This is a genomic window from Micromonospora sp. NPDC049900 (genome assembly GCF_044461025.1).
Lineage (GTDB): Bacteria > Actinomycetota > Actinomycetes > Mycobacteriales > Micromonosporaceae > Micromonospora.
Window position 1 is genome coordinate 45855 of record NZ_JBITKM010000016.1, and the last position, 18248, is coordinate 64102.

17 protein-coding genes are annotated in these 18248 nt (G+C 71.3%); 11 read left to right on the forward strand and 6 right to left on the reverse strand.

Going from position 1 to position 18248, the window contains the following annotated elements:
- Positions 1-59 precede the first annotated feature (59 nt).
- Positions 60-2180, forward strand: coding sequence for an acyltransferase family protein (locus tag ACIBMZ_RS25965; RefSeq protein ID WP_396698109.1), 2121 nt, complete (start codon positions 60-62; stop codon positions 2178-2180).
- A gap of 555 nt (positions 2181-2735) precedes the next feature.
- Positions 2736-3941 (forward strand): acyltransferase family protein, encoded by a 1206-nt coding sequence (locus ACIBMZ_RS25970; RefSeq protein ID WP_396698111.1) that lies wholly within the window; start codon positions 2736-2738, stop codon positions 3939-3941.
- Between the two features lie 143 nt (positions 3942-4084).
- Here the strand turns inward: ACIBMZ_RS25970 and ACIBMZ_RS25975 are convergent, their stop codons facing one another.
- Positions 4085-4369, reverse strand: coding sequence for a hypothetical protein (locus ACIBMZ_RS25975; protein ID WP_396698113.1), 285 nt, complete (start codon positions 4367-4369; stop codon positions 4085-4087).
- Between the two features lie 225 nt (positions 4370-4594).
- On the opposite strand from ACIBMZ_RS25975, the gene ACIBMZ_RS25980 reads away from it, so the two are divergent.
- Positions 4595-6217 (forward strand): hypothetical protein, encoded by a 1623-nt coding sequence (locus ACIBMZ_RS25980; protein ID WP_396698115.1) that lies wholly within the window; start codon positions 4595-4597, stop codon positions 6215-6217.
- A 94-nt stretch (positions 6218-6311) separates the two neighbouring features.
- Here ACIBMZ_RS25980 and ACIBMZ_RS25985 read toward each other — a convergent pair whose 3' ends face one another.
- A complete protein-coding gene (locus ACIBMZ_RS25985) occupies positions 6312-7433 on the reverse strand; it encodes a M14 family zinc carboxypeptidase (protein ID WP_396698117.1) in 1122 nt (373 codons plus the stop codon).
- A gap of 403 nt (positions 7434-7836) precedes the next feature.
- On the opposite strand from ACIBMZ_RS25985, the gene ACIBMZ_RS25990 reads away from it, so the two are divergent.
- Positions 7837-8457: an NTP transferase domain-containing protein gene (locus tag ACIBMZ_RS25990; protein WP_396698119.1), complete on the forward strand. Its 621-nt coding sequence runs from the start codon at positions 7837-7839 to the stop codon at positions 8455-8457.
- Positions 8458-8477: 20 nt separating this feature from the next.
- Here ACIBMZ_RS25990 and map read toward each other — a convergent pair whose 3' ends face one another.
- The gene (gene map, locus ACIBMZ_RS25995) at positions 8478-9245 is read right to left on the reverse strand and encodes a type I methionyl aminopeptidase (RefSeq protein ID WP_396698121.1); all 768 of its coding nucleotides are present in this window, start codon (positions 9243-9245) and stop codon (positions 8478-8480) included.
- A gap of 81 nt (positions 9246-9326) precedes the next feature.
- On the opposite strand from map, the gene ACIBMZ_RS26000 reads away from it, so the two are divergent.
- The 4 genes from ACIBMZ_RS26000 (at position 9327) to ACIBMZ_RS26015 (ending at position 11537) form a co-directional block, all read left to right on the forward strand.
- Positions 9327-9599: a helix-turn-helix domain-containing protein gene (locus tag ACIBMZ_RS26000; protein ID WP_396698122.1), complete on the forward strand. Its 273-nt coding sequence runs from the start codon at positions 9327-9329 to the stop codon at positions 9597-9599.
- A gap of 105 nt (positions 9600-9704) precedes the next feature.
- Positions 9705-10337: a TOPRIM nucleotidyl transferase/hydrolase domain-containing protein gene (locus tag ACIBMZ_RS26005; RefSeq protein WP_396698124.1), complete on the forward strand. Its 633-nt coding sequence runs from the start codon at positions 9705-9707 to the stop codon at positions 10335-10337.
- A gap of 40 nt (positions 10338-10377) precedes the next feature.
- Entirely contained in the window at positions 10378-10902 is a 525-nt protein-coding gene (locus tag ACIBMZ_RS26010; RefSeq protein WP_396698126.1) for an RBBP9/YdeN family alpha/beta hydrolase, read from the forward strand.
- A 50-nt stretch (positions 10903-10952) separates the two neighbouring features.
- Entirely contained in the window at positions 10953-11537 is a 585-nt protein-coding gene (locus ACIBMZ_RS26015; RefSeq protein WP_396698128.1) for a hypothetical protein, read from the forward strand.
- On the opposite strand, the gene ACIBMZ_RS26020 is transcribed toward ACIBMZ_RS26015, so the two are convergent.
- On the reverse strand, positions 11538-12476 hold the full coding sequence (locus ACIBMZ_RS26020) for an SDR family NAD(P)-dependent oxidoreductase (protein ID WP_396698131.1): 939 nt from the start codon (positions 12474-12476) through the stop codon (positions 11538-11540).
- 110 nt (positions 12477-12586) lie between these two features.
- Between ACIBMZ_RS26020 and ACIBMZ_RS26025 the strand changes: the two genes are divergently transcribed.
- The 3 genes from ACIBMZ_RS26025 (at position 12587) to ACIBMZ_RS26035 (ending at position 16389) form a co-directional block, all read left to right on the forward strand.
- Complete coding sequence (locus ACIBMZ_RS26025; protein WP_396698133.1) at positions 12587-13156, forward strand: TetR/AcrR family transcriptional regulator; 570 nt, start codon at positions 12587-12589, stop codon at positions 13154-13156.
- Between the two features lie 135 nt (positions 13157-13291).
- Positions 13292-14950: an FAD-dependent oxidoreductase gene (locus ACIBMZ_RS26030; RefSeq protein WP_396698135.1), complete on the forward strand. Its 1659-nt coding sequence runs from the start codon at positions 13292-13294 to the stop codon at positions 14948-14950.
- A complete protein-coding gene (locus ACIBMZ_RS26035; protein WP_396698137.1) occupies positions 14947-16389 on the forward strand; it encodes an ATP-binding protein in 1443 nt (480 codons plus the stop codon). The genes ACIBMZ_RS26030 and ACIBMZ_RS26035 overlap by 4 nt, the downstream gene beginning before the upstream one ends.
- Before the next feature lie 34 nt (positions 16390-16423).
- On the opposite strand, the gene ACIBMZ_RS26040 is transcribed toward ACIBMZ_RS26035, so the two are convergent.
- On the reverse strand, positions 16424-17470 hold the full coding sequence (locus ACIBMZ_RS26040; RefSeq protein ID WP_396698139.1) for a WxL protein peptidoglycan domain-containing protein: 1047 nt from the start codon (positions 17468-17470) through the stop codon (positions 16424-16426).
- A 68-nt stretch (positions 17471-17538) separates the two neighbouring features.
- Positions 17539-18171 (reverse strand): hypothetical protein, encoded by a 633-nt coding sequence (locus ACIBMZ_RS26045; RefSeq protein ID WP_396698141.1) that lies wholly within the window; start codon positions 18169-18171, stop codon positions 17539-17541.
- Positions 18172-18248: the final 77 nt, after the last annotated feature.

Genomic DNA, 18248 nt, shown 5'->3' on the forward strand with positions numbered 1-18248 from the left:
GGTAAAAACGGTCAAAAGGCACCATATCGGCTCTATGCTCCGCCCCGAGAGGGGTGGAGATGACGCCATCAGTGGAACGCGCCGGGCCGATCCTGACGGGCCGGTTCCGCGAGGACGTCGAAGGGCTGCGCGGTCTCGCGCTCGTGCTGGTGCTCGTCGGGCATGCCGGCGTGGCGGTGCTGCCGGGATTCTTCGTCGCGGTCGACGTCTTCTTCGTGATCTCCGGCTTCCTGATCACCGGTCTGCTGGTCGACGAGGTACGCCGGACCGGCCGGATCTCGATCACCGCGTTCTACGTCCGGCGCGCCAAACGGTTGTTGCCCGCCGCCAGCGCCGTCGTCGTGGCGAGCATGCTACTCACGTACCTCTTCCTGCCGCCGATCCGGTGGTCCGAGACCGCCCGGGACGCCCTGGCCAGCGCGGTCTACGCGATGAACTGGCGGCTGGTCGAACAGTCGACCGACTACCTGCGGTCGGAGGAGGCGCCGAGCATCCTCCAGCACTTCTGGTCACTGGCCGTGGAGGAGCAGTTCTATCTGCTCTGGCCGCTGCTCCTGCTGGTCGCCGTGGCGCTCGGTCGTCGGCGGGCGCAGTCGATCGAGGCGCGGTCGCCGGTGGACGTCCGTGGCCGGCACCGCCGGAGGTTCTTCGCGGACCGGACGTCGATGCCGGTGCTCGTGGCGATCGCGCTGGTCGGCGTACCGTCCCTGGCCTGGTCGGTGCACCTGAGCCAGGCCGAGCCCGCGCGGGCGTACCTCGTCACCACCACCCGGATGTGGGAACTCGCGCTGGGCGGGGCGCTGGCCATCCTGAGCGGCCACCTCTCCCGGCTGCCCCGTCCGGCCGCGACCGCGCTCGGCTGGACCGGCATGGGCCTGATCGCCCTCGGCGCGGTGCTGATCGGGCCGGACGCGGCCTATCCGGGACACCTCGCGCTGCTACCCACGCTCGGCGCGGTGGCGGTCATCGCGGCCGGGCCGGGTGCCGGACGGTACGGGCCGGCGTCGCTGTTGGAGACCCGGTCGCTACGGGCGGTCGGCGTCGTGTCGTACTCCTGGTATCTCTGGCACTGGCCACTGCTGGTGGTGGCGGAGGCGCACTGGGGTCCGTTGGGGACCGGCGCCGGCCTGGCGATGATCCTCTGCTCCGCGGTCCCGGCGGTGCTGACCCACCACCTGGTGGAGAACCCGTTCCGGTACGCGCAGTTCTCCCCGGCCCGCACCCTGCGGATGGGGCTCGTCGCGACCAGCCTGACCGTGCTGGCCGGGGTCGGCCTGAGCCTCGCGGTACGGCCACCGACCGCGCCGGGTCCCGCGCAACTCGCCGGAGCGGGTCAGGCGTCACCGGGCGGGGACCCGGCGCTGGTGGACCGCTTCGCCCGGATCACGCCCGACCCGCTCCACGCCCGCGACGACCTGCCCGACGTCTATCGGGACGACTGCATCACGCAGGCGCAGGAGTCGAGTCTGCGCACCTGCGTCTACGGCGACCGCGACTCGCCGGTCGAGGTGGCGCTGGCCGGCGACTCGCACGCGGCGCACTGGGTACCCGCGTTGCAGCAGATTGCGGCGGAGCGCGGCTGGCGGCTGGTGACCTACATCAAGACCGCCTGTTCGTTGATGACCACCCCGACGGTCGTCGGCGGGCGCGTCGACGAGAGCTGTACGGAGTGGAACCGCGAACTGCGGACCGCGCTCACCGGGCAGCGACGACCCCGGCTGCTGATCGTCTCCAGCGTGACCCAGATCCCGCTGGTGGCGGGCAGTACGCCCGCCCCCGGGCCGTCGACGGCCGACGCGCAGACCGAGGCGCTGGCACGGACCTGGTCGGAGCTGACCGGAGCGGCGCTGCCGCTGGTGGTCCTCCGGGACACCCCGGCGTTCAGGGTGGACATGGCCGAGTGTGTCTCCGCCAACCGGGAGCGGCTCAGCGCCTGTGCCCAGCCCCGGCAGCCCGCGCTCGTCTGGGGCGTACCGCAGGAGCGGGCCGCGGCTCTGGTGGCCCAGGTGCACCTGGCCGATCTCAACGACGCGATCTGTCCAGGCGAGCGCTGTCCCGCCGTGATCGACGGCGTGCTGGTCTATCGGGACGCGCATCACCTGACCGCCACGTACGCGCGCCGTCTCGCGCCCCGGCTGGACGACTTCCTGCTCCGGCACACCGCGCGGCATCTGTCATGAGACGGCGCACCGATTCAACCCTTTGGGTTAATTGCGTTGTTTATGCCCACTTGTCCGTATCGGCGGTGTGATGCTGGGCGACGTACGAGAAGTCGAACGTCGCGGGCGGTCCTGAGCCCGGTCGGCACCCGGCCGGCGCCCACAGGACGACCTCCGATCTCGCCGTCTCCTCGTGGACCCGAGGAGCACGACACGAGCCGGCCGATCCCGGACAGCATCCGGGTATGCGTCGCCGAGGTCGTGACCCCGCGTTCGAGCTCCGCCCAGAGGTGGCCAGGCCCTGTGTCGGTTCACCGGCCTGGCGGTTGCACTGTGGACGGTGGTCGACGGTCTGCTCGGACATCTGCCCAGCGGCGGTCGTGGCGCGAGCCACGGCCGCCGCTGGCGGCCGTTGTGCGCCCTCGCCGCCGGTCGGCCCCTCCATCCGATATGAAACGGGCAATTCGTGAAAATCGGGATGTAAGGCGCATAGGTGTTGATACTGCATGTGTCACATGCGGCGGTCGGCACGACGACTCGACCTCCGTCCGGATTGGTCCGTAAGGGAGTCGTCACGTGCAGGCCTGGTTCACCGAAGGGCGTTCGCCGACGCTGCAGGACAGATACTCGGCGCAGCACAACGCGTTCGGCGCGCTGCGCCTGGCGATGGCGTGCGGCGTGATCATCGCCCATGCCGGGCCGATCGGATTCGGGGTGGGAAACCTCGGGACGGGTCTGTTCGCAGGCCAGAGCGACATCGGCACGATGTCCCTCTACGGCTTCTTCCTGATCTCCGGGTTCCTCATCACCGACAGCGCACTGCGCTCGTCCCTGCCGCAGTACATCCGCGCCCGCCTGCTGCGGGTGTTTCCCGGCCTGTGGGTCTGCCTGCTGGTCACGGCCTTCGTCATCGCGCCGCTGGTGGCCCTCTACGAGAACGGCAACCTCAACGGCTTCTGGGGACACCCGGAGGGTCCGTTCGACTACGTCACCACGAACGTCCTCGCGTCGATGGAACAGTTCCCGATCTCCGGCCTGCTGGCCGACACACCGTACGGGCGGCTCGGCGGCGGTCCGAGTGCGTTCGACGGTTCGCTCTGGACCCTCCGGTACGACCTGGCCTTCTACGGCGTGGTGGCCCTGCTGACGATGACCGCGGTGCTGCGCCGGTCGCCGCGTGCCGTCCTGCTCTTGACGTTCGTCTGCTACGCGCTGATCCTGTGGGACTTCCTCAACGGACCGACCATCACCTCACGGCCGCCGCAGCACGGGGCGATCGGGCCGTTCCCGCTGCTCGGTGCCTTCGCCGCCGACTGGACGCTGATGCTCGGCTTCCTGTTCCTGCTCGGCACGGCCGCCCGTCTGTACGCGCACCGCATCCCGGTCAACGGCGTGTGGGCGCTGGTGGCCGGTGTCGTGCTGACCGGCTCGCTGCTCAAGGGCGGCTTCTTCGCGGTCGGCCTGCCGGCCTTCGGCTACCTGGTGCTGTATGCCGCGGTGGCGCTGCCGAAGCAACTGTCCCGAATCAGCCGGCGACACGACTACACCTACGGCCTCTACATCTACGGCTTCCCGGTGCAGCAGGTCCTCGCCCTGGTGGGTGGTGCCGAGTTCGGGATGTTCGGCTACATCGTGCTGAGCCTGCTCGGCACCATGCTCTTCGCCGTACCCTCCTGGCACCTGGTGGAACGTCCCGCCCTGCGACTCAAGACCGAGAGCGTCCGGGCCCGCAGGCGCGCCGACCACGAGGCGGAGACCCGGCAGAGGCTGCCGGTCTCCTGAGCCTCGGCAGGAGTCGGCCCGATCCACGCCGACCTCGCCGCCGTGCGGGAGCGACTCTTCCCCGGACTGCCCGAGACCCTGCTGGCCCGAGGCTCCGTCGGCTGGATCCACTGCTTCGGCGTCGTCAGCTTCGAACTCTTCGGTCAGCTCGACGGCCTGATCACCGCGCGGGACGGAGCGTCCCGGTCCGCCGTCCAGCCCCAGATGTGCACCGCCCGCTCCGACCCGGTCTGCCGTGCGCCGTCGAAGGCGACGATGGGCGCGTAGGTGGGCGGCGGCGGGTCCTCCGGCGGGATGAAGTCGCACTTCGGCGGCGGAATCGGTCGATCACACTCGGGCGCTGCCGCGGCGGGCTGTGCCATCACCAGGGCCATGCCCCATCCGGTCAGTACGGCGCTGACCACCGCCACACTTCTGCGTACTCGCATCTCACCCTCGTTTCTCCGCCGCGTACGTGGGTCGTCCACGCGTCGATCGGCGTCGTGGGAGGAGTCTGGGTGGACGGACGACCCGGGAGACAGGGTTGGCAGTCCCGCAGGTCCGGGACGTCGTCCCGGGGACGCGGGACGGCACGGGCGGCGATTGTGATCTAGCATCAGCTCTCCCGCCGTTGTCGTACTGCGGGTCGGCTTCCACTCACGGGAGTTCCTGGATTGTTCTCCACTCTCATCGGGGCCGCCTCCGGCCCCGGATCGTCCTCGCGCGCCCGCGTCATGGCCCGGGCCGCCGTCGCGTCGGCACTGGTGCCGGCGCTGCTGCTCGGTGCCGGCGCATCTGCGGTCGCGGCGACCAACACGCTGACCGTCACCACGCTGGACCGCAACGGCAAGAAGGTCACCGTCACCACGACCGTGGTCAACCTCGCCAACAACGAGCGCCGTTCGGTCAAGTCCAACAAGGCCAAGAAACTGCCGAAGGGCACCTACGCGGTGCTCGCCTCGATCCGCACCGGGGACACCTCGACCCTCGGTGCGCGTACGGTCAAGGTCTCCGGGTCCAGCAAGACCACCGTGGACGCCCGCAAGGGCAAGCGGGTCTCGCTCGGCCTCAGCTCCGCGCCCGACGCAGCCGGGCTGGAGGTCCAGACCATCGCCCAGATCTGCACCCGGGGCAGGTCGACGATCGACTACGTCGACGCCCGGGACTCCGGTGGCGGTCTGTTCGTGGTGCCCAACTCGTCGACGCGGTTGGGCTTCGCCGCGATGCGGGCCTGGAGCGACCAGGCCGGCACGGCACCCCACTACGCGGTCATGTTCACCACCGCCGGTGTGCCGAAGAGTCCCACCCGGACTTTCGCGAAGTCGTCACTCGCCACGGTCAACGTGGAGGCCAGGCGTGGCCCGTCGGCGGCGAGTTCCAGCGGCCTGGCGGTGCAGCCGGTCGACCGCTCCTGCGGCAACCACATGTACGGCTCGCTACTCGGCGCCGACCAGCCGTACCGGACGAAGGTGCACCTCTCGGCCGGCAAGTGGCTCGTCCGGGCGAACAGCTACACGTCCGCGAAGGACGGCTCCACGCCGGTCGTCGGCGGCTACCTCGTCCCGCGTACGGTCAGCGCGGGTGAGTCGTACACGCTGCGGTTCTTCCGGTCCGCCTGGGGACCGTCCACCCGGCTGCCGCAGGTCAACTACGGCTGGCTGTCGTACGTGCTGAACGACATGTTCGCCGACCCCGGCTTCCCCCGGGACAGCGTCGAGGGCGGCGACAAGGCGACGGCGACGCTGAAGTTCGGTGGCAAGACGGTCAAGACCAAGAAGGACAGGGGCTGGGAGTCGGAAATGACCAGCCTTGAGTACAAGGTCAAGAAGAGTGGTTGGTACACGCTCACCAACGACGCGAGCCGCTACTACCCGGAGATCACCTTCCCGGCCGGGATGCTGTCACCGAAGACCAGCGTCACGTACCGGTTCAAGGCGAAGCCGAACACCTCGGTGACCGCACCCGTCTACGCGCTCACCATGCTGCCCACCGGGCTTGACCTGGACAACCGGGCCAAGGCCGGCGACAGCACGAACGTCCAGTTGAAGCTGAGCCGGCCCAAGGCCGGTCCGGACGCCAAGCTGGGCAAGAACCCGAAGGTGAAGACGGTCACCGCCAAAGCGTCCTTCGACGGCGGCAAGACCTGGCGCTCGGTGTCGGTCAAGAAGATCGACGGCGTCTGGACCGCCCAGGTGGGCAACCCCACCTCCGGCGCGGTCTCGCTGCGGGCGCGGGTCACCGACACCATCGGCGGCTACACCGACGTGACGATCATCCGGGCGTACGCGATCGGCTGACGCTCCGGCCGTGACGACGACGGGCCCCCCTCCCGGCCGGGAAGGGGGCCCGCTCGGTGACCGGATGCGCCCGGCCACCGATCTGTGGTGAGGCCTACCAGTACTTCGGCAGCTCGTAGAAGTCGTCGCCGTTCAGGCTGTCGACCGAACGGTCCGCCATCCGCTCGGCGATGCCGACGATGCCGGCCTCGACGGCCTTGGTCAGTTGACCCTTCTGCTTCTGGCCCCAGGCGTGGGACTGGCCGCGTACCTCGAACAGGACGCTCGCGCTGCCGTTGAGCGCGAACGCCGACCGGGCCTGCCCGGCGTAGTCGCGGTCGAAGCTGTAGCCGTCCGAGACCTGGTAGTGGACGTACTGGCTGACCCCACCGAAGAACGGCGAACCGGTGCCGGAGCCGTTGCCCGCGTGCTGCATCATGCCGAGCGCGGCGGCCAGCGTGTGCCGACGGGAGGCGTCCTGGTCGAGCAGGGGCCAGTCGGCGTACCTCGGGTTGCCGTCGACCTCCGAGCCGAGCGGCGGGAAGTCCAGCGCCACCGTGACGTACTGGTCGGTCCCGATGTTCTCGTTGCACGGGCCCATGTGGTGCAGGTCCACGTAGGCGTGGACCTTGCCGAACTCGTCGCGCAGGTTGACGTAGAGGTCACGTAGTGCCCGGGACTCGTTGGTCAGGTACATGCCGGGCAGCGTCTCGTTGGACGGCCGCGTCGCGGGCGAGGGCTCGGCGGTCAGGTCCGCGCTGAAGTCCCGGTTGACGTCGAAGCCGCGCGCGCCGTTGCTGTAGTAGTACGGCGCGTTGGTGCCGGCCAGTTGCGGGAACTTCTCGACCACCTCGTTCCACGGGAAGTCGTTCTGCCGACGGTTCAGCTCCGCACCGTCGGGGTTGAACTTCGGAACGGCGACGATGGTCAGGTTGTCCCGGATCAACTTGGCCTGCGGGCTCCCGCTGGACCCGAGGGTCTTGAGCATCTGGAGCAGGGCCTCGGTGCCGGTCTTCTCGTTGCCGTGGATCTCGCTCGTGATCAGCAGTACGCGGTCACCGGTGCCGACGCGGGCGGTGTAGATGTCCCGGCCCCGGTGGGACGTGCCGATGACGTCCACCGCGACCCGGCCGTTGCTGGTCGCCTCGATCTGGGCGAGCTGCTTGCCGAGCTGTGCGTAGTCGGTCCACCCGGAGGCGGATCGGTTGCCGGGCAGGTTTCCACAATTCGCGTTCACGTTCTCTGCCGACGAAGACGGCGCGAACAGGGTTACGGCACACATTGTTGCGACAGTTGTCGACACCAAAAGGCGACGATGCATCAGACCTCCTACATCTGTATGACTTCGGCTGTGCGGTGCGTCGTTCCGGGTGTTTCCGAGCGGCTTCCACCTCGTTCTCGCTGTCTTCTGCGGCCACGTATCACCTGCTGGCAGGCGTTGTGTTAAGTGATCCTGCCGATCAGGTGAGGCAAAACTAAAGGCGTCGGTTAATGTTCACCGCCGACGACCTGCGTGTTTGAGGAAACTTTGAGGTTCGTGGTGGCCGCGCGTGCTGCGGCGAGTGCTCGGGGACTATTCGAAATCGGTCCACGAGAAATGCGGCGCTGAGATTTCGGCCGCCCGGTGTTAGCGTCCACGGGTGGAGCCGACACGTGGTGCCCCGGTCGCCGGGCTGGTGCTCGCGGCCGGTGCGGGCCGCCGGTACGGACGACCCAAGGCGCTCGTGGAGGTGCATGGTCGGCTGTTGGTGGAACGCGCGGTGGCCACCCTGGGGGCCGGTGGCTGCGACTCGGTGACCGTGGTGCTCGGTGCCGACGCGGAACTGGTCGCCGCCCGTGCCGACCTGGCCGGGGCCAGGGTGGTGGTCAATCCGGAGTGGGCCGGTGGGATGGGATCGTCACTGCGTACCGGTCTCGCCGTGCTGACGCCGACCCCGGCGGTGGCCGCGCTGGTGCTCCTGGTCGACATGCCGGGCATCACCGCCGAGGCGGTGCGCCGACTCGTCGGTCTCGCCGCGCCGCAGGTCCTCGCGATGGCGGGGTACCACACCGGGCGCGGTCACCCGGTCCTGCTCGGCCGCGCGCACTGGGCGGGTGTCGCCGCCTCGGCCGTCGGTGACGTGGGCGCCCGTCCCTACCTGCGCGAACGTGCCGAGCAGATCCGGGTCGTACCGGTCTCCGACGTGGCCGACGGCGGTGACATCGACACCGAGGCGGACCGGGCCAGGTTCCTCGCCGCCGGGGAGGCGGCGAGTGCCTGACGTGCCTGCGGGTGCCGGTCTCAGCGGGCGGTGAGGATCACCGGCCCGTCCTCGGTGACCGCGATGGAGTGCTCCCAGTGCGCGGCCCGGCTGCCGTCGGCGGACCGCAGCGTCCAGCCGTCCGGGTCCACCCGGTACCTGTCGTCGCCACCGGCGAGGAACATCGGTTCGAGGGCGAGGACCAGCCCCGGCCTGAGCCGCAGCCCCCGGCCGGGCTTGCCCTCGTTGGGCACGAACGGGTCCTCGTGCATGGCACGACCGATCCCGTGGCCGCCGTGGTTCTCCATCAGGCCGAATCCCTGCGACCGCCCGACGGTGCCGATGGCGTGGGCGATGTCGCCCATCCGGGCGCCGGGCGTGGCGGCGGCGATGCCGGCATGCAGGGCGCGGCGGGTCTCGTCGACGAGCCTCTGGTCGGCCGGGTCGGCGGTGCCGACGATGAAGGTCACCGCCGAGTCGCCGTGCAGCCCGTCGATGTACGCGCCGCAGTCGACGGTCAGCACGTCGCCGTCGGCGAGCCGGTACGCCGTGGGGATGCCGTGCACCACCGCGTCGTTGACCGAGGTGCAGATGACCGCCGGGTAGGGGCTGGGGGCCGACCGGGGGTGGTAGTGCAGGAACGAGGGCTTCGCGCCGGCCTCGCTGATCACCGCGGCGGCGATCTCGTCCAACTCCCGCAGGGACATCCCGACCGTGGCCGCCGCCTGGGCCGCAGCCAGCGCCGTCGCCACCACCCGCCCGGCCTCGCGCATGACGGCGATCTCGCCCGGCGTCTTCAACTCGACCATCTCCACCTCTTCGTCGCTCGTGCCGGCGGGGCGGGGTGCACCCCGGCGCTGGTATTTTAATACCAGGATTACTATAGGCGCATGGTGCGTACCCCGATGACCGAGGACGAGCGGGCGCGCGGCCTGGCGTTGGGGCGCCTGCTCCAGCAGGCCCGTGGCGGTCGCAGTGCCGCCGCCGTCGCCCTCCAGGCCGGCATCTCGCTGGACACGCTGCGCAAGATCGAGCGCGGAGCGATCGCCTCGCCCGCCTACTTCACCGTCGCCGCCCTGGCCCGGGTGCTCGGGCTCTCGCTGGACGACCTGGCGACCCGGCTCGCCGAGCCGTCCCCGGCCAGCGGGCGACTCGCCTCCTGACCGGGCGACGGGTGGCCACCGGGCAGCCCGACCGGTCCCGGCGATAACTCGCTGGGCCGTTCCGGAGCAGGTCGGCATGATGGTGCCGAGGGTCAGGAGGTGCGGGTGCAGATCCCGATCGACGCCCTGGGTGACGCCCGCGCCGTACTGCTGGTCGAGGGGGCCAGCGACCAGGCGGCGGTGCAGGCGCTCGCCGTACGTCGCGGTCGGGACCTGACCGCCGAGGGCGTACGGGTGCTGCCGATGGGCGGGATCACCAACATCGGGCAGCACCTGGTCCTACTCGGCCCGCAGGGGCGCGGCCTACGGCTGGCCGGGCTCTACGACGTCGCCGAGGAGGGCTTCGTCCAGCGCGGACTCGACCGGGCCGGGATCGCCACCGCCGCCTCCACCGCCCGGATCGCCGAACTCGGGTTCCACGTCTGCGTACGGGACCTGGAGGACGAATTGATCCGGGCCGTCGGCACCGACGGGGTGCAGGAGTTCCTGGACGCGGTCGGGGACCTGCGATCCTTCCGGCTGTTCCAGCGACAGCCCGCGCAGCAGGGACGGGAGTTGACCGCCCAACTGCACCGCTTCGTCGGCACCCGGTCCGGCCGCAAGGAGGCGTACGCCCGGCTCATGGTGCAGGCGCTCGATCTGGACCGGATGCCGCGCCCGCTGGACGCGGTGCTCGACTCGGTCTCCGCTCACCACCTGCGCAGCATCGAGCCGGGCAGCCTGCCTCCGGGCCGGTAGGGGACTGACGCCGCGGGCGCGTGCGGTTACCGTCGGCCGGGTGACCCGACACCTGCTCGTGCCCGGACGGGGGACACCGCGCCCCGAGCACTGGATGAACTGGCTCGCCGACCGGCACCCGGACTACCGGTGGGCACCCGAGCCGCCCGGCCCGCCGCTCGTCCTGCGGGACCGGGTGGCGGCGCTGCACGAGGCCGTGCACACCTCGACCGAGCCGGCCGTGCTCGTCGCACACAGCGCCGGGTGCGTCAGCACCGTCGTGTGGGCGGCCGGGCACACCGGTCCGGTCGTCGGCGCGCTGCTGGTCACCCCACCGGTCATCGACGGGTACGAGCCGGACGAGCCGGGGGACCTGCCCTGGACCCTGCCCCGCACCCCGCTGCCGTTCCCGACCGTCCTGGTCGCCAGCCGGACCGACCCGTACACCACCTTCGCCCAGTTCACCGAGTACGCCGACGACTGGGGAGCGGACCTGGTCGACGCGGGCGAGGTCGGACACCTCGACAGCGCAGCCGGGTTCGGCCCCTGGCCCGACGGGGAGCGGCTGATCGCCGGCCTCGGCTGAGCGGGGCTGCACGTCCATCGCACTCGGTCGATAATGCGGTGGTGGTGAGAATGGGCTGGTTACTGGTCGGCGCACTTCTCTCGGCGGTGGTGGCCTGCGACGGCGCGCCGTCCCCGGACCCGTCGGGCTCCCCCTCGGGGCAGTCCGGCGGCACGGCGACGCCGACCGAGTTCGTCGCCCCGCCGCTGCGGCTGCCCACCGTGGCACCCGGGGACGCCTGTCCGGTCACCGAGCCGCAACCCTGGCCCCACCCGGACCAGGCCAGTCGGGTGCTCGGCCCCGGGCCGCTCTATCCGGTCGCCGACTATTTCCGGGACGGCGTACTGGAGTTGCGGGCCATGGACCGGCAACAGGACGGCACGTACGCGAAGAAGGTCCGCTGGATCGGCTCCGGTTATGCCGGGCCGGTGCTGGTGCGGGCGGCCCGGATCGACGGACCCGGCCCGGCCGGGGCGGAGTTCGCCTACCTCGGGGAGCCGCGCGACGGCGGACACCACGCCCTGCTGGTCCGTCCGGAGAACGACCTGCCCGCCACCACCACGGTCGGTGGGCCGGGGTGCTACGCGTACCAGGTCGACGGCACCACGTTCAGCGTCACGGTGGTGTTCCGCGCCGCCCTGGAGGCGGCTGGCTGATCAGTTCGGCGCGGCCACGGTCGGTGCCTCCAGGTAGCGCACGCCGGTCGCCTCCTCGGAGACCTGCCAGAGCCGCGCGGCCAGGGCCCGGTCGTCGGCGGGGGCGACGACCGGGCGACTGTGCACCCGGTTGCCCCACCGGAACAGCGGCGGGCCGTGGAAGACGCCGGTCTCGGCGGTCGGCGCGGTGGCGGCGTAGAGGAGCGGGACGGTGCCGCTCTCGGAGCTGCGGGCCAGCAGCAGACCGCCGATCCGGGTCACCGCCCATTCCCCGGCGTTGTCGTACCGGCGGTTCATCGGGGTGCGGGCCATGCCGGGGTGGGCGAGGAGGCTCCGCACCGGGCTCCCCGCACGGCGCAGTCGACGGTCGAGTTCGACGCCGAACAGGGCGTTGGCCTGCTTCGACCGGATGTACGCCACGGGCGGGCCGGTGTCCGGTCCACCGGCCAGGTCGTCCAGGTCGTCCAGGTCGGGTCCGCCGCGCAGCAGTCGGTAGAAGCCGGAGCCGACGGTGACCACCCTCGGGTCCCGATCCGGCCGGAAGAGGTCCAGCAGCAGGCCGGTCAGGGCGAAGTGGCCCAGGTGGTTGGTGGCGAACACGCTCTCGTACCCCTGGGCGGACCGCTCGTGTCCCGGCTTGCCGATCCCGGCGTTGTTGAGCAGCAGGTCGACCTGTCGGCCCTCGGCGCGCAGCTCGGCGGCGAACTCGCGGACCGAGTCGAGGTCGGCCAGGTCGAGTCGGCGTACCACCAGGTCACCGGCGATGCCGGCGCGGGCCTGCTCGGCCTTGGCGGGGTCGCGTACGGCCATGATCACGGTCGCGCCTCGGGCGGCGAGCTGCCCGGCGGCGACCAGGCCGAGACCGCTGCTGGCCCCGGTGACGACCGCCGTCCGGCCGCGCTGGTCGGGGATGTCGTCGAACGTCCAGGAAACGGGCATGAGGCACCTCCGGTCGATCGCAGCGGATGAACTATCCGCTGCCGTGGTGTCGACCGTAGCACGGAGCGGATAAGTAATCCGCTCGGATGCGGATGGATTATCCTCGTGCTGTGTCCACCGACTCGCCGACGAACGCCGAGCCCCTGCGTGCCGACTCGGCCCGGGTGCGTGCCCGGATGCTCCGTGCAGCCCGGGAACGGCTGGCCGCCGGTGACGTGGAGTTGCCGATGAACGCGATCGCCAAGGCGGCCGGCGTCGGCGTCGGAACCGTCTATCGGCACTTCCCCAGCCGACTGGCCCTGCTGGAGGCGCTGGCCGCCGACCGGTTCACCCAACTCGTCGACGCGGCCGAACAGGCCGCCGCCGGGCCGGACGTCGACGCCGAGATGGCCCGGCTGCTCCGGGTCGCACTCGATCATCAGCTCGGTGACCCGGCGCTCGCCGCCGTCCTGGCCGAGCCCGAGGCCGCCCGCCCAGAAACGAGAGAACTGGGCCGGGCGCTGACCACGGCGGTGGACCGACTGCTGCACCGCGCCCGCGCCGCCGGTGCCATCCGCCCGGAGATCACCGCTGACGACCTGCGGGCGCTGTTCTGCGGCCTCCAGCACGCGGTCACGGTCAGCGGCGACGCCGACCGGGACCGGTACGTCGAGATCCTGCTCCGGGGACTACGCGCCTGACGGCTCGGCGCGAGCCGTGGGTACCCGACCGAGAGGACTGACGTCGACCGAGGCCGGGGTAGTCCGAGATCGTCCACCGTCAGCGGGCGTTTCGCGGGCAACCGAGGTGGAACACCGCCGTGCTTTCATTGGCCCATGGCGAACCCGGTGATTCTCTCCGTCGACGACGACCCGGCGGTGTCGCGGGCCGTCTCCCGGGACCTGCGGCGTCGCTACGGCGACCGGTACCGGGTGGTGCGCGCCAACGCCGGCCCGGAGGCGCTGGAGGCGCTACGGGAGATCAAACTGCGCGGTGAGCAGGTGGCCCTGCTGCTGGCCGACTACCGGATGCCGGAGATGACCGGGATCGAGTTCCTGGAAGCGGCGATGGACCTGTTCCCGGCGGCCCGCCGGGTGCTGCTGACCGCGTACGCGGACACCGGCGCGGCGATCGACGCGATCAACCTGGTCGACCTCGATCACTACCTGCTCAAGCCCTGGCACCCGCCGGAGGAGAAGCTCTATCCGGTGGTCGACTCGCTCCTGGACGCCTGGTCGGCCAGCCCGATCGCGGCGGCCACCGAGATCCGCGTGGTCGGGCACCGGTGGTCCGCCGAGTCCTTCGCGATCCGTGACTTCCTCGCCCGCAACCTGGTGCCGTACCGCTGGCTGCTGGTGGACGACCCGGAGGGGGCGCGGCTGCTCGCGGCGGCGGGGGTGACCGAGGCGGACGTCCCGCTGGTGGTCACCGGCGACGGCAAGACGCTGGTGGCTCCGGCGGAGGCGGAGCTGGCCGGGCTGATCGGCCTGACCGTCACCCCGGCGGCGGACTTCTACGACCTGATCGTGGTCGGTGGTGGCCCGGCCGGGCTGGGCGCGGCGGTGTACGGCGCGTCCGAGGGGCTGCGAACGGTGCTGGTCGAGCGGCTGGCCACCGGTGGGCAGGCCGGACAGAGCAGCCGGATCGAGAACTACCTCGGCTTCCCCGACGGCGTCTCCGGCGCGCAGCTCACCGACCGGGCCCGTCGGCAGGCGCTCAAGTTCGGTGCCGAGCTGCTCAGCACCCGCGAGGTGGTCGGCCTGGACGAGGCCGGCTCGGCCCGGGTGCTGCGGTTCAGCGACGGCCAGAGCCTGGCCGCCCACTCGGTGGTGCTGGCCACCGGCGTGTCGTACCGGATGCTGGCGGCACCCGGCCTGGACGACTTCACCGGGAGGGGAGTCTTTTACGGCTCGGCCGCCAGCGAGGCACCGAGCTGCGTCGGCGCGGACGTCTACATCGTCGGCGGGGCCAACTCCGCAGGGCAGGCGGCGGTCTACTTCTCCCGGTACGCACAGCGCGTGCACCTGCTGATCCGGGGTGCCGACCTGACCGCCTCGATGTCGCAGTACCTGATCGAGCAACTCGGCCGCATCGAGCAGGTGATCGTGCACCCGCACACCGAGGTGGCCGCCGCCGCCGGAGACGAACACCTGCAACGACTGACGCTGCGCGACACCCGCACCGGCGAGCAGCGGGACGTGGACACCTCCTGGCTGTTCGTGTTCATCGGCGCGGAACCGCGTACCGGCTGGCTGGACGGCACGGTGGTCCGCGACCAGCGGGGCTTCGTGGTCACCGGGCCGGACCTGGTCGCCGGCGGACGTCGGCCGCCCGGCTGGTCGCTGCCGCGCGACCCGTACCACCTGGAGGCGAGCCTGCCGGGCGTCTTCGCCGCCGGTGACGTCCGCGCCGCGTCGGTGAAGCGGGTGGCCTCGGCGGTCGGCGAGGGCGCGATGGCGGTATCCCTGGTGCACCGTTACCTGGAGGCGCAATGACCACCGACGGCCCGGAGCCGCAGCGGTTGACAGTCGAGGAACTGCGGACGCTGTTCCTGTTCGAGTCGCTGGACGCCGAGCAGTTGGCGTTCCTGGCCGGTCAGGGGCGGGTCGAGCGGCGGGCGGCAGGTGAGCTGGTCTACGGGGAGAGCGACCCGGCGGAGTGCTTCTTCGTCCTGCTCGACGGCACGGTACGCCTCTGCCGCATGGTGCACGGTGACGAGGTGGAGATCAGCCGCACCTCGCAGCGCGGCGCGTACGGCGGTGCCACCCAGGCGTACGTGGGCGACGCCCGGCTGTATCGCAACAGCATGTGGGCGCTGACCGACGCGGAGTTCTTCGTGCTGCCGGCGGAGAAGTTCGCGCACGCGGTGCGGTCCTGGTTCCCGATGGCGATGCACCTGTTGGAGGGCATGTTCATCGGCATGCGGGACACCCAGACGCTGATCGGTGAGCGGGAGCGGCTGCTGGCCCTCGGCTCGCTGTCGGCCGGGCTCACCCACGAGCTGAACAATCCGGCGAGCGCGGCGGTGCGCGCCACCTCCAGCCTGCGCGAGCGGATCGCCGCGATGCGGCACAAGCTGGCGTTGATCGCCGACGGCCGGATCGACGGCCGACGGTTGCACGCCCTCGTCGCCCTCCAGGAGGAGGCGGCCGAACGGGCGGCGAAAGCCACGCCACTTCCCGCCCTCGCCGCCACCGACGCCGAGGACGCGCTGACCGACTGGTTCGACGAGCAGGGCTTCATCTCCGGCTGGCAGTTGGCGGAGACGCTGGTCAGCGCCGGGCTGGACGTCGACTGGCTGGAGCGGGTCCGGGTGGCGGTCGGGCCGGAGGACGTCGAGGCGGCGGTGCGCTGGCTGACCTACGCGGTGGAGACCGAGCTGCTGATGGCGGAGATCGCCGACGCGGCCATCCGAATCTCCACGCTGGTCGGGGCCGCCAAGCAGTACTCCCAGCTCGACCGGGCGCCGTACCAGGTGGTGGACGTGCACGAACTGCTCGACGCCACGCTGGTGATGTTCAAGGCGAAGGTCCCGGCCGGGGTACGGGTGGTCCGGGAGTACGACCGGAGCCTGCCGGCCATCCCGGCGTACGCGGCCGAGCTGAACCAGGTGTGGAGCAACCTGATCGACAACGCCCTCGGCGCGATGCCCGACGGCGGCACGCTGACCGTCCGCACCGGCCTGGTCAACGACCAGTTGGCCGTCGACATCGTGGACACCGGACCGGGTATCCCGGCGGAGATCCGGCCGCGCATCTTCGAGCCGTTCTTCACCACTAAGCCGGTCGGCGAGGGCACCGGGCTGGGGCTGGACATCTCGTACCGGATCGTGGTCAACAAGCACCACGGCGACATCCGGGTGACGAGCACGCCCGGCGACACGGTCTTCCGGGTGTTGCTGCCGACCGACCTGGAGTCGCCGCCGACCGGCTGACCCGGCACCCCGCAGGCGTACGCCGGGCGTCCGGTCAGCCGCCGACGGTGGTCTTGCGGCCCTCGGCCCGGCCCTCTTCACGGGCGGTGGCGAGCATCTGCGCGAGTCGCCGCCGACGGCGCCGACGGACGACGACCACGACGACCACGAGCGCGACGACGGCGAGCAGGAGCACGAGCTGCGCCCAGGGCACGCTCCACGTGGTGACGTTGGTCGAGGCGGGACGGATCACCGCGCCGGTCGCGTCGCCGCCGAGCACGGCGGGGGTGAGGTCGACGGTGGTCCGCATCCGGCCCAACCCCCACACCCCGTCGACGCGGGCCTCGAACGTCTTCTGGCCGCCCGGCAGGATCTCGTCGACCTCGGTCGGGGTCTGCCGCCCGGCCAGGCCGAACAGTTCGCGGACGGTCACCTCGCCGCCGCCGGTCACCGCGACGTTGCCGTTGTTGGTGGCGGTGTAGCTGACCTGGACCGTGCCGCCGGAGAACGGGTTCCACGAGGGCGTGTAGGTGGCGGTGAGCCCGTCGACCGCCAGGCTGGCGGTGATCGTGCCGCTGGCGCGCATCATCACCCGGAAGCCGACCCGGCTCTCCACGGCGACCGTGCCGCCGGTGCTGGTGACGGTCGCCGCGATGCCCGCCGGGTGGTCGCCCGGGGTGGCGTTCTCCGGCACGGTGATGGTGAACGGCACCACCTTCGTCTGCTTGGCGCCGACGGTGACCTGCTCCTGCACCTCGATCCAGGTGCCGCCGTCCACCGACGTCTCGTTCGAGGGCAGCATGTTGAAGCGGCCCTTGTCGGTGAGGTAGCCGTCGGCTGCCTTGAGGGAGAAGACCACGGAGGAGTCGCTGAAGTTGCGGACCGCCAGGTGTTCGGTCATGACCTGCCCGGGGTCGAGGGTGTGCTCGATCCACCGCCGTCCGTCCGGGCCGTTGCGGTCGGCCGGCTGCACCGCCCAGGTGACGGTCGGGGTGGTCGGCTCCGCCATCGCACCGGCCGGCGCGATCGGCGTGGCGACGAGCACCACGGCCAGCACGGCGAGCAGCCGTGACAGCGTTCGCGGCGGCGAGGTTCGGAACATGGCGGGATCCTTCGGCGGTAGGGGTGCGGCCGGGGGAGCCGCCCGAGGCGGCTCCCCCGACCAGGGCACTACTCGAACAGGGAGAGGGTCAGCGTCGAGGTGTACGACCCGGCGGCCACGTCGGCCGGGGTACGCAGGAACAGCCCGGCGTTGACCGAGTACGCGTCACCGGCGACCGCGCCCGAGTCGAACGTGGAGACCAGCAGCTCCTGGTCGGTGAGGCCGACGTTGTTGCCCGGCTGGGTCGGCTCGTCCAGCACGGTGACGACCTCCTCGCCCTCGCTGACCAGGCCGGTGTCGCCACCGTCGATCAGGCGCGGCTTCCAGCCCAGGTGTCCGGCGCTGATCGGGTCCTGGCCGCTGCTGCCGACGAAGTTGGTCGCGCTGCCCAGCACCGCCCAGGCGGAGCCCTCGGGCACCTCGTCGGCGGTCCGGGTGTCGGTGACGGTGACCGTCGGCAGGGTGCCGGTGAACTGACGGACCAGCAGGGTCGAGCCGTCCTCGGTCAGCGCCACCGAGTTGCCCGCGATGGACATGGCGAGCACGCCCGGTTCCTTGACCTCTTCGATGTCGACGGTGACGCGGACGTCGGTGCTGTCCACCGGCTCGGCCAGCGCCGGCGACGCCAGCGCCACCGACCCGGCCAGCAGCGCACCGGCGGCAGCCGCCGCGATCAGGCGCTTGTGGTTCCTTGTGTGCATTCGATGCTCCGTTTGGTGCTCATGTCTGTCGAACGGGGGATGGTGCGGTGGCGGCACCCGCAGGCACCGCCACCGCG

Excerpts from the sequence above, each read along its gene's own strand:
- ACIBMZ_RS25965 (WP_396698109.1), top strand. The coding sequence starts at position 60 with ATGACGCCATCAGTGGAACGCGCCGGGCCGATCCTGACGGGCCGGTTC.
- ACIBMZ_RS25975 (WP_396698113.1), bottom strand. The coding sequence starts at position 4,369 with ATGCGAGTACGCAGAAGTGTGGCGGTGGTCAGCGCCGTACTGACCGGA.
- map (WP_396698121.1), bottom strand. The coding sequence starts at position 9,245 with ATGGTCGAGTTGAAGACGCCGGGCGAGATCGCCGTCATGCGCGAGGCC.
- ACIBMZ_RS26000 (WP_396698122.1), top strand. The coding sequence starts at position 9,327 with ATGGTGCGTACCCCGATGACCGAGGACGAGCGGGCGCGCGGCCTGGCG.
- ACIBMZ_RS26015 (WP_396698128.1), top strand. The coding sequence starts at position 10,953 with ATGGGCTGGTTACTGGTCGGCGCACTTCTCTCGGCGGTGGTGGCCTGC.
- ACIBMZ_RS26020 (WP_396698131.1), bottom strand. The coding sequence starts at position 12,476 with ATGCCCGTTTCCTGGACGTTCGACGACATCCCCGACCAGCGCGGCCGG.
- ACIBMZ_RS26030 (WP_396698135.1), top strand. The coding sequence starts at position 13,292 with ATGGCGAACCCGGTGATTCTCTCCGTCGACGACGACCCGGCGGTGTCG.
- ACIBMZ_RS26035 (WP_396698137.1), top strand. The coding sequence starts at position 14,947 with ATGACCACCGACGGCCCGGAGCCGCAGCGGTTGACAGTCGAGGAACTG.
- ACIBMZ_RS26040 (WP_396698139.1), bottom strand. The coding sequence starts at position 17,470 with ATGTTCCGAACCTCGCCGCCGCGAACGCTGTCACGGCTGCTCGCCGTG.
- ACIBMZ_RS26045 (WP_396698141.1), bottom strand. The coding sequence starts at position 18,171 with ATGCACACAAGGAACCACAAGCGCCTGATCGCGGCGGCTGCCGCCGGT.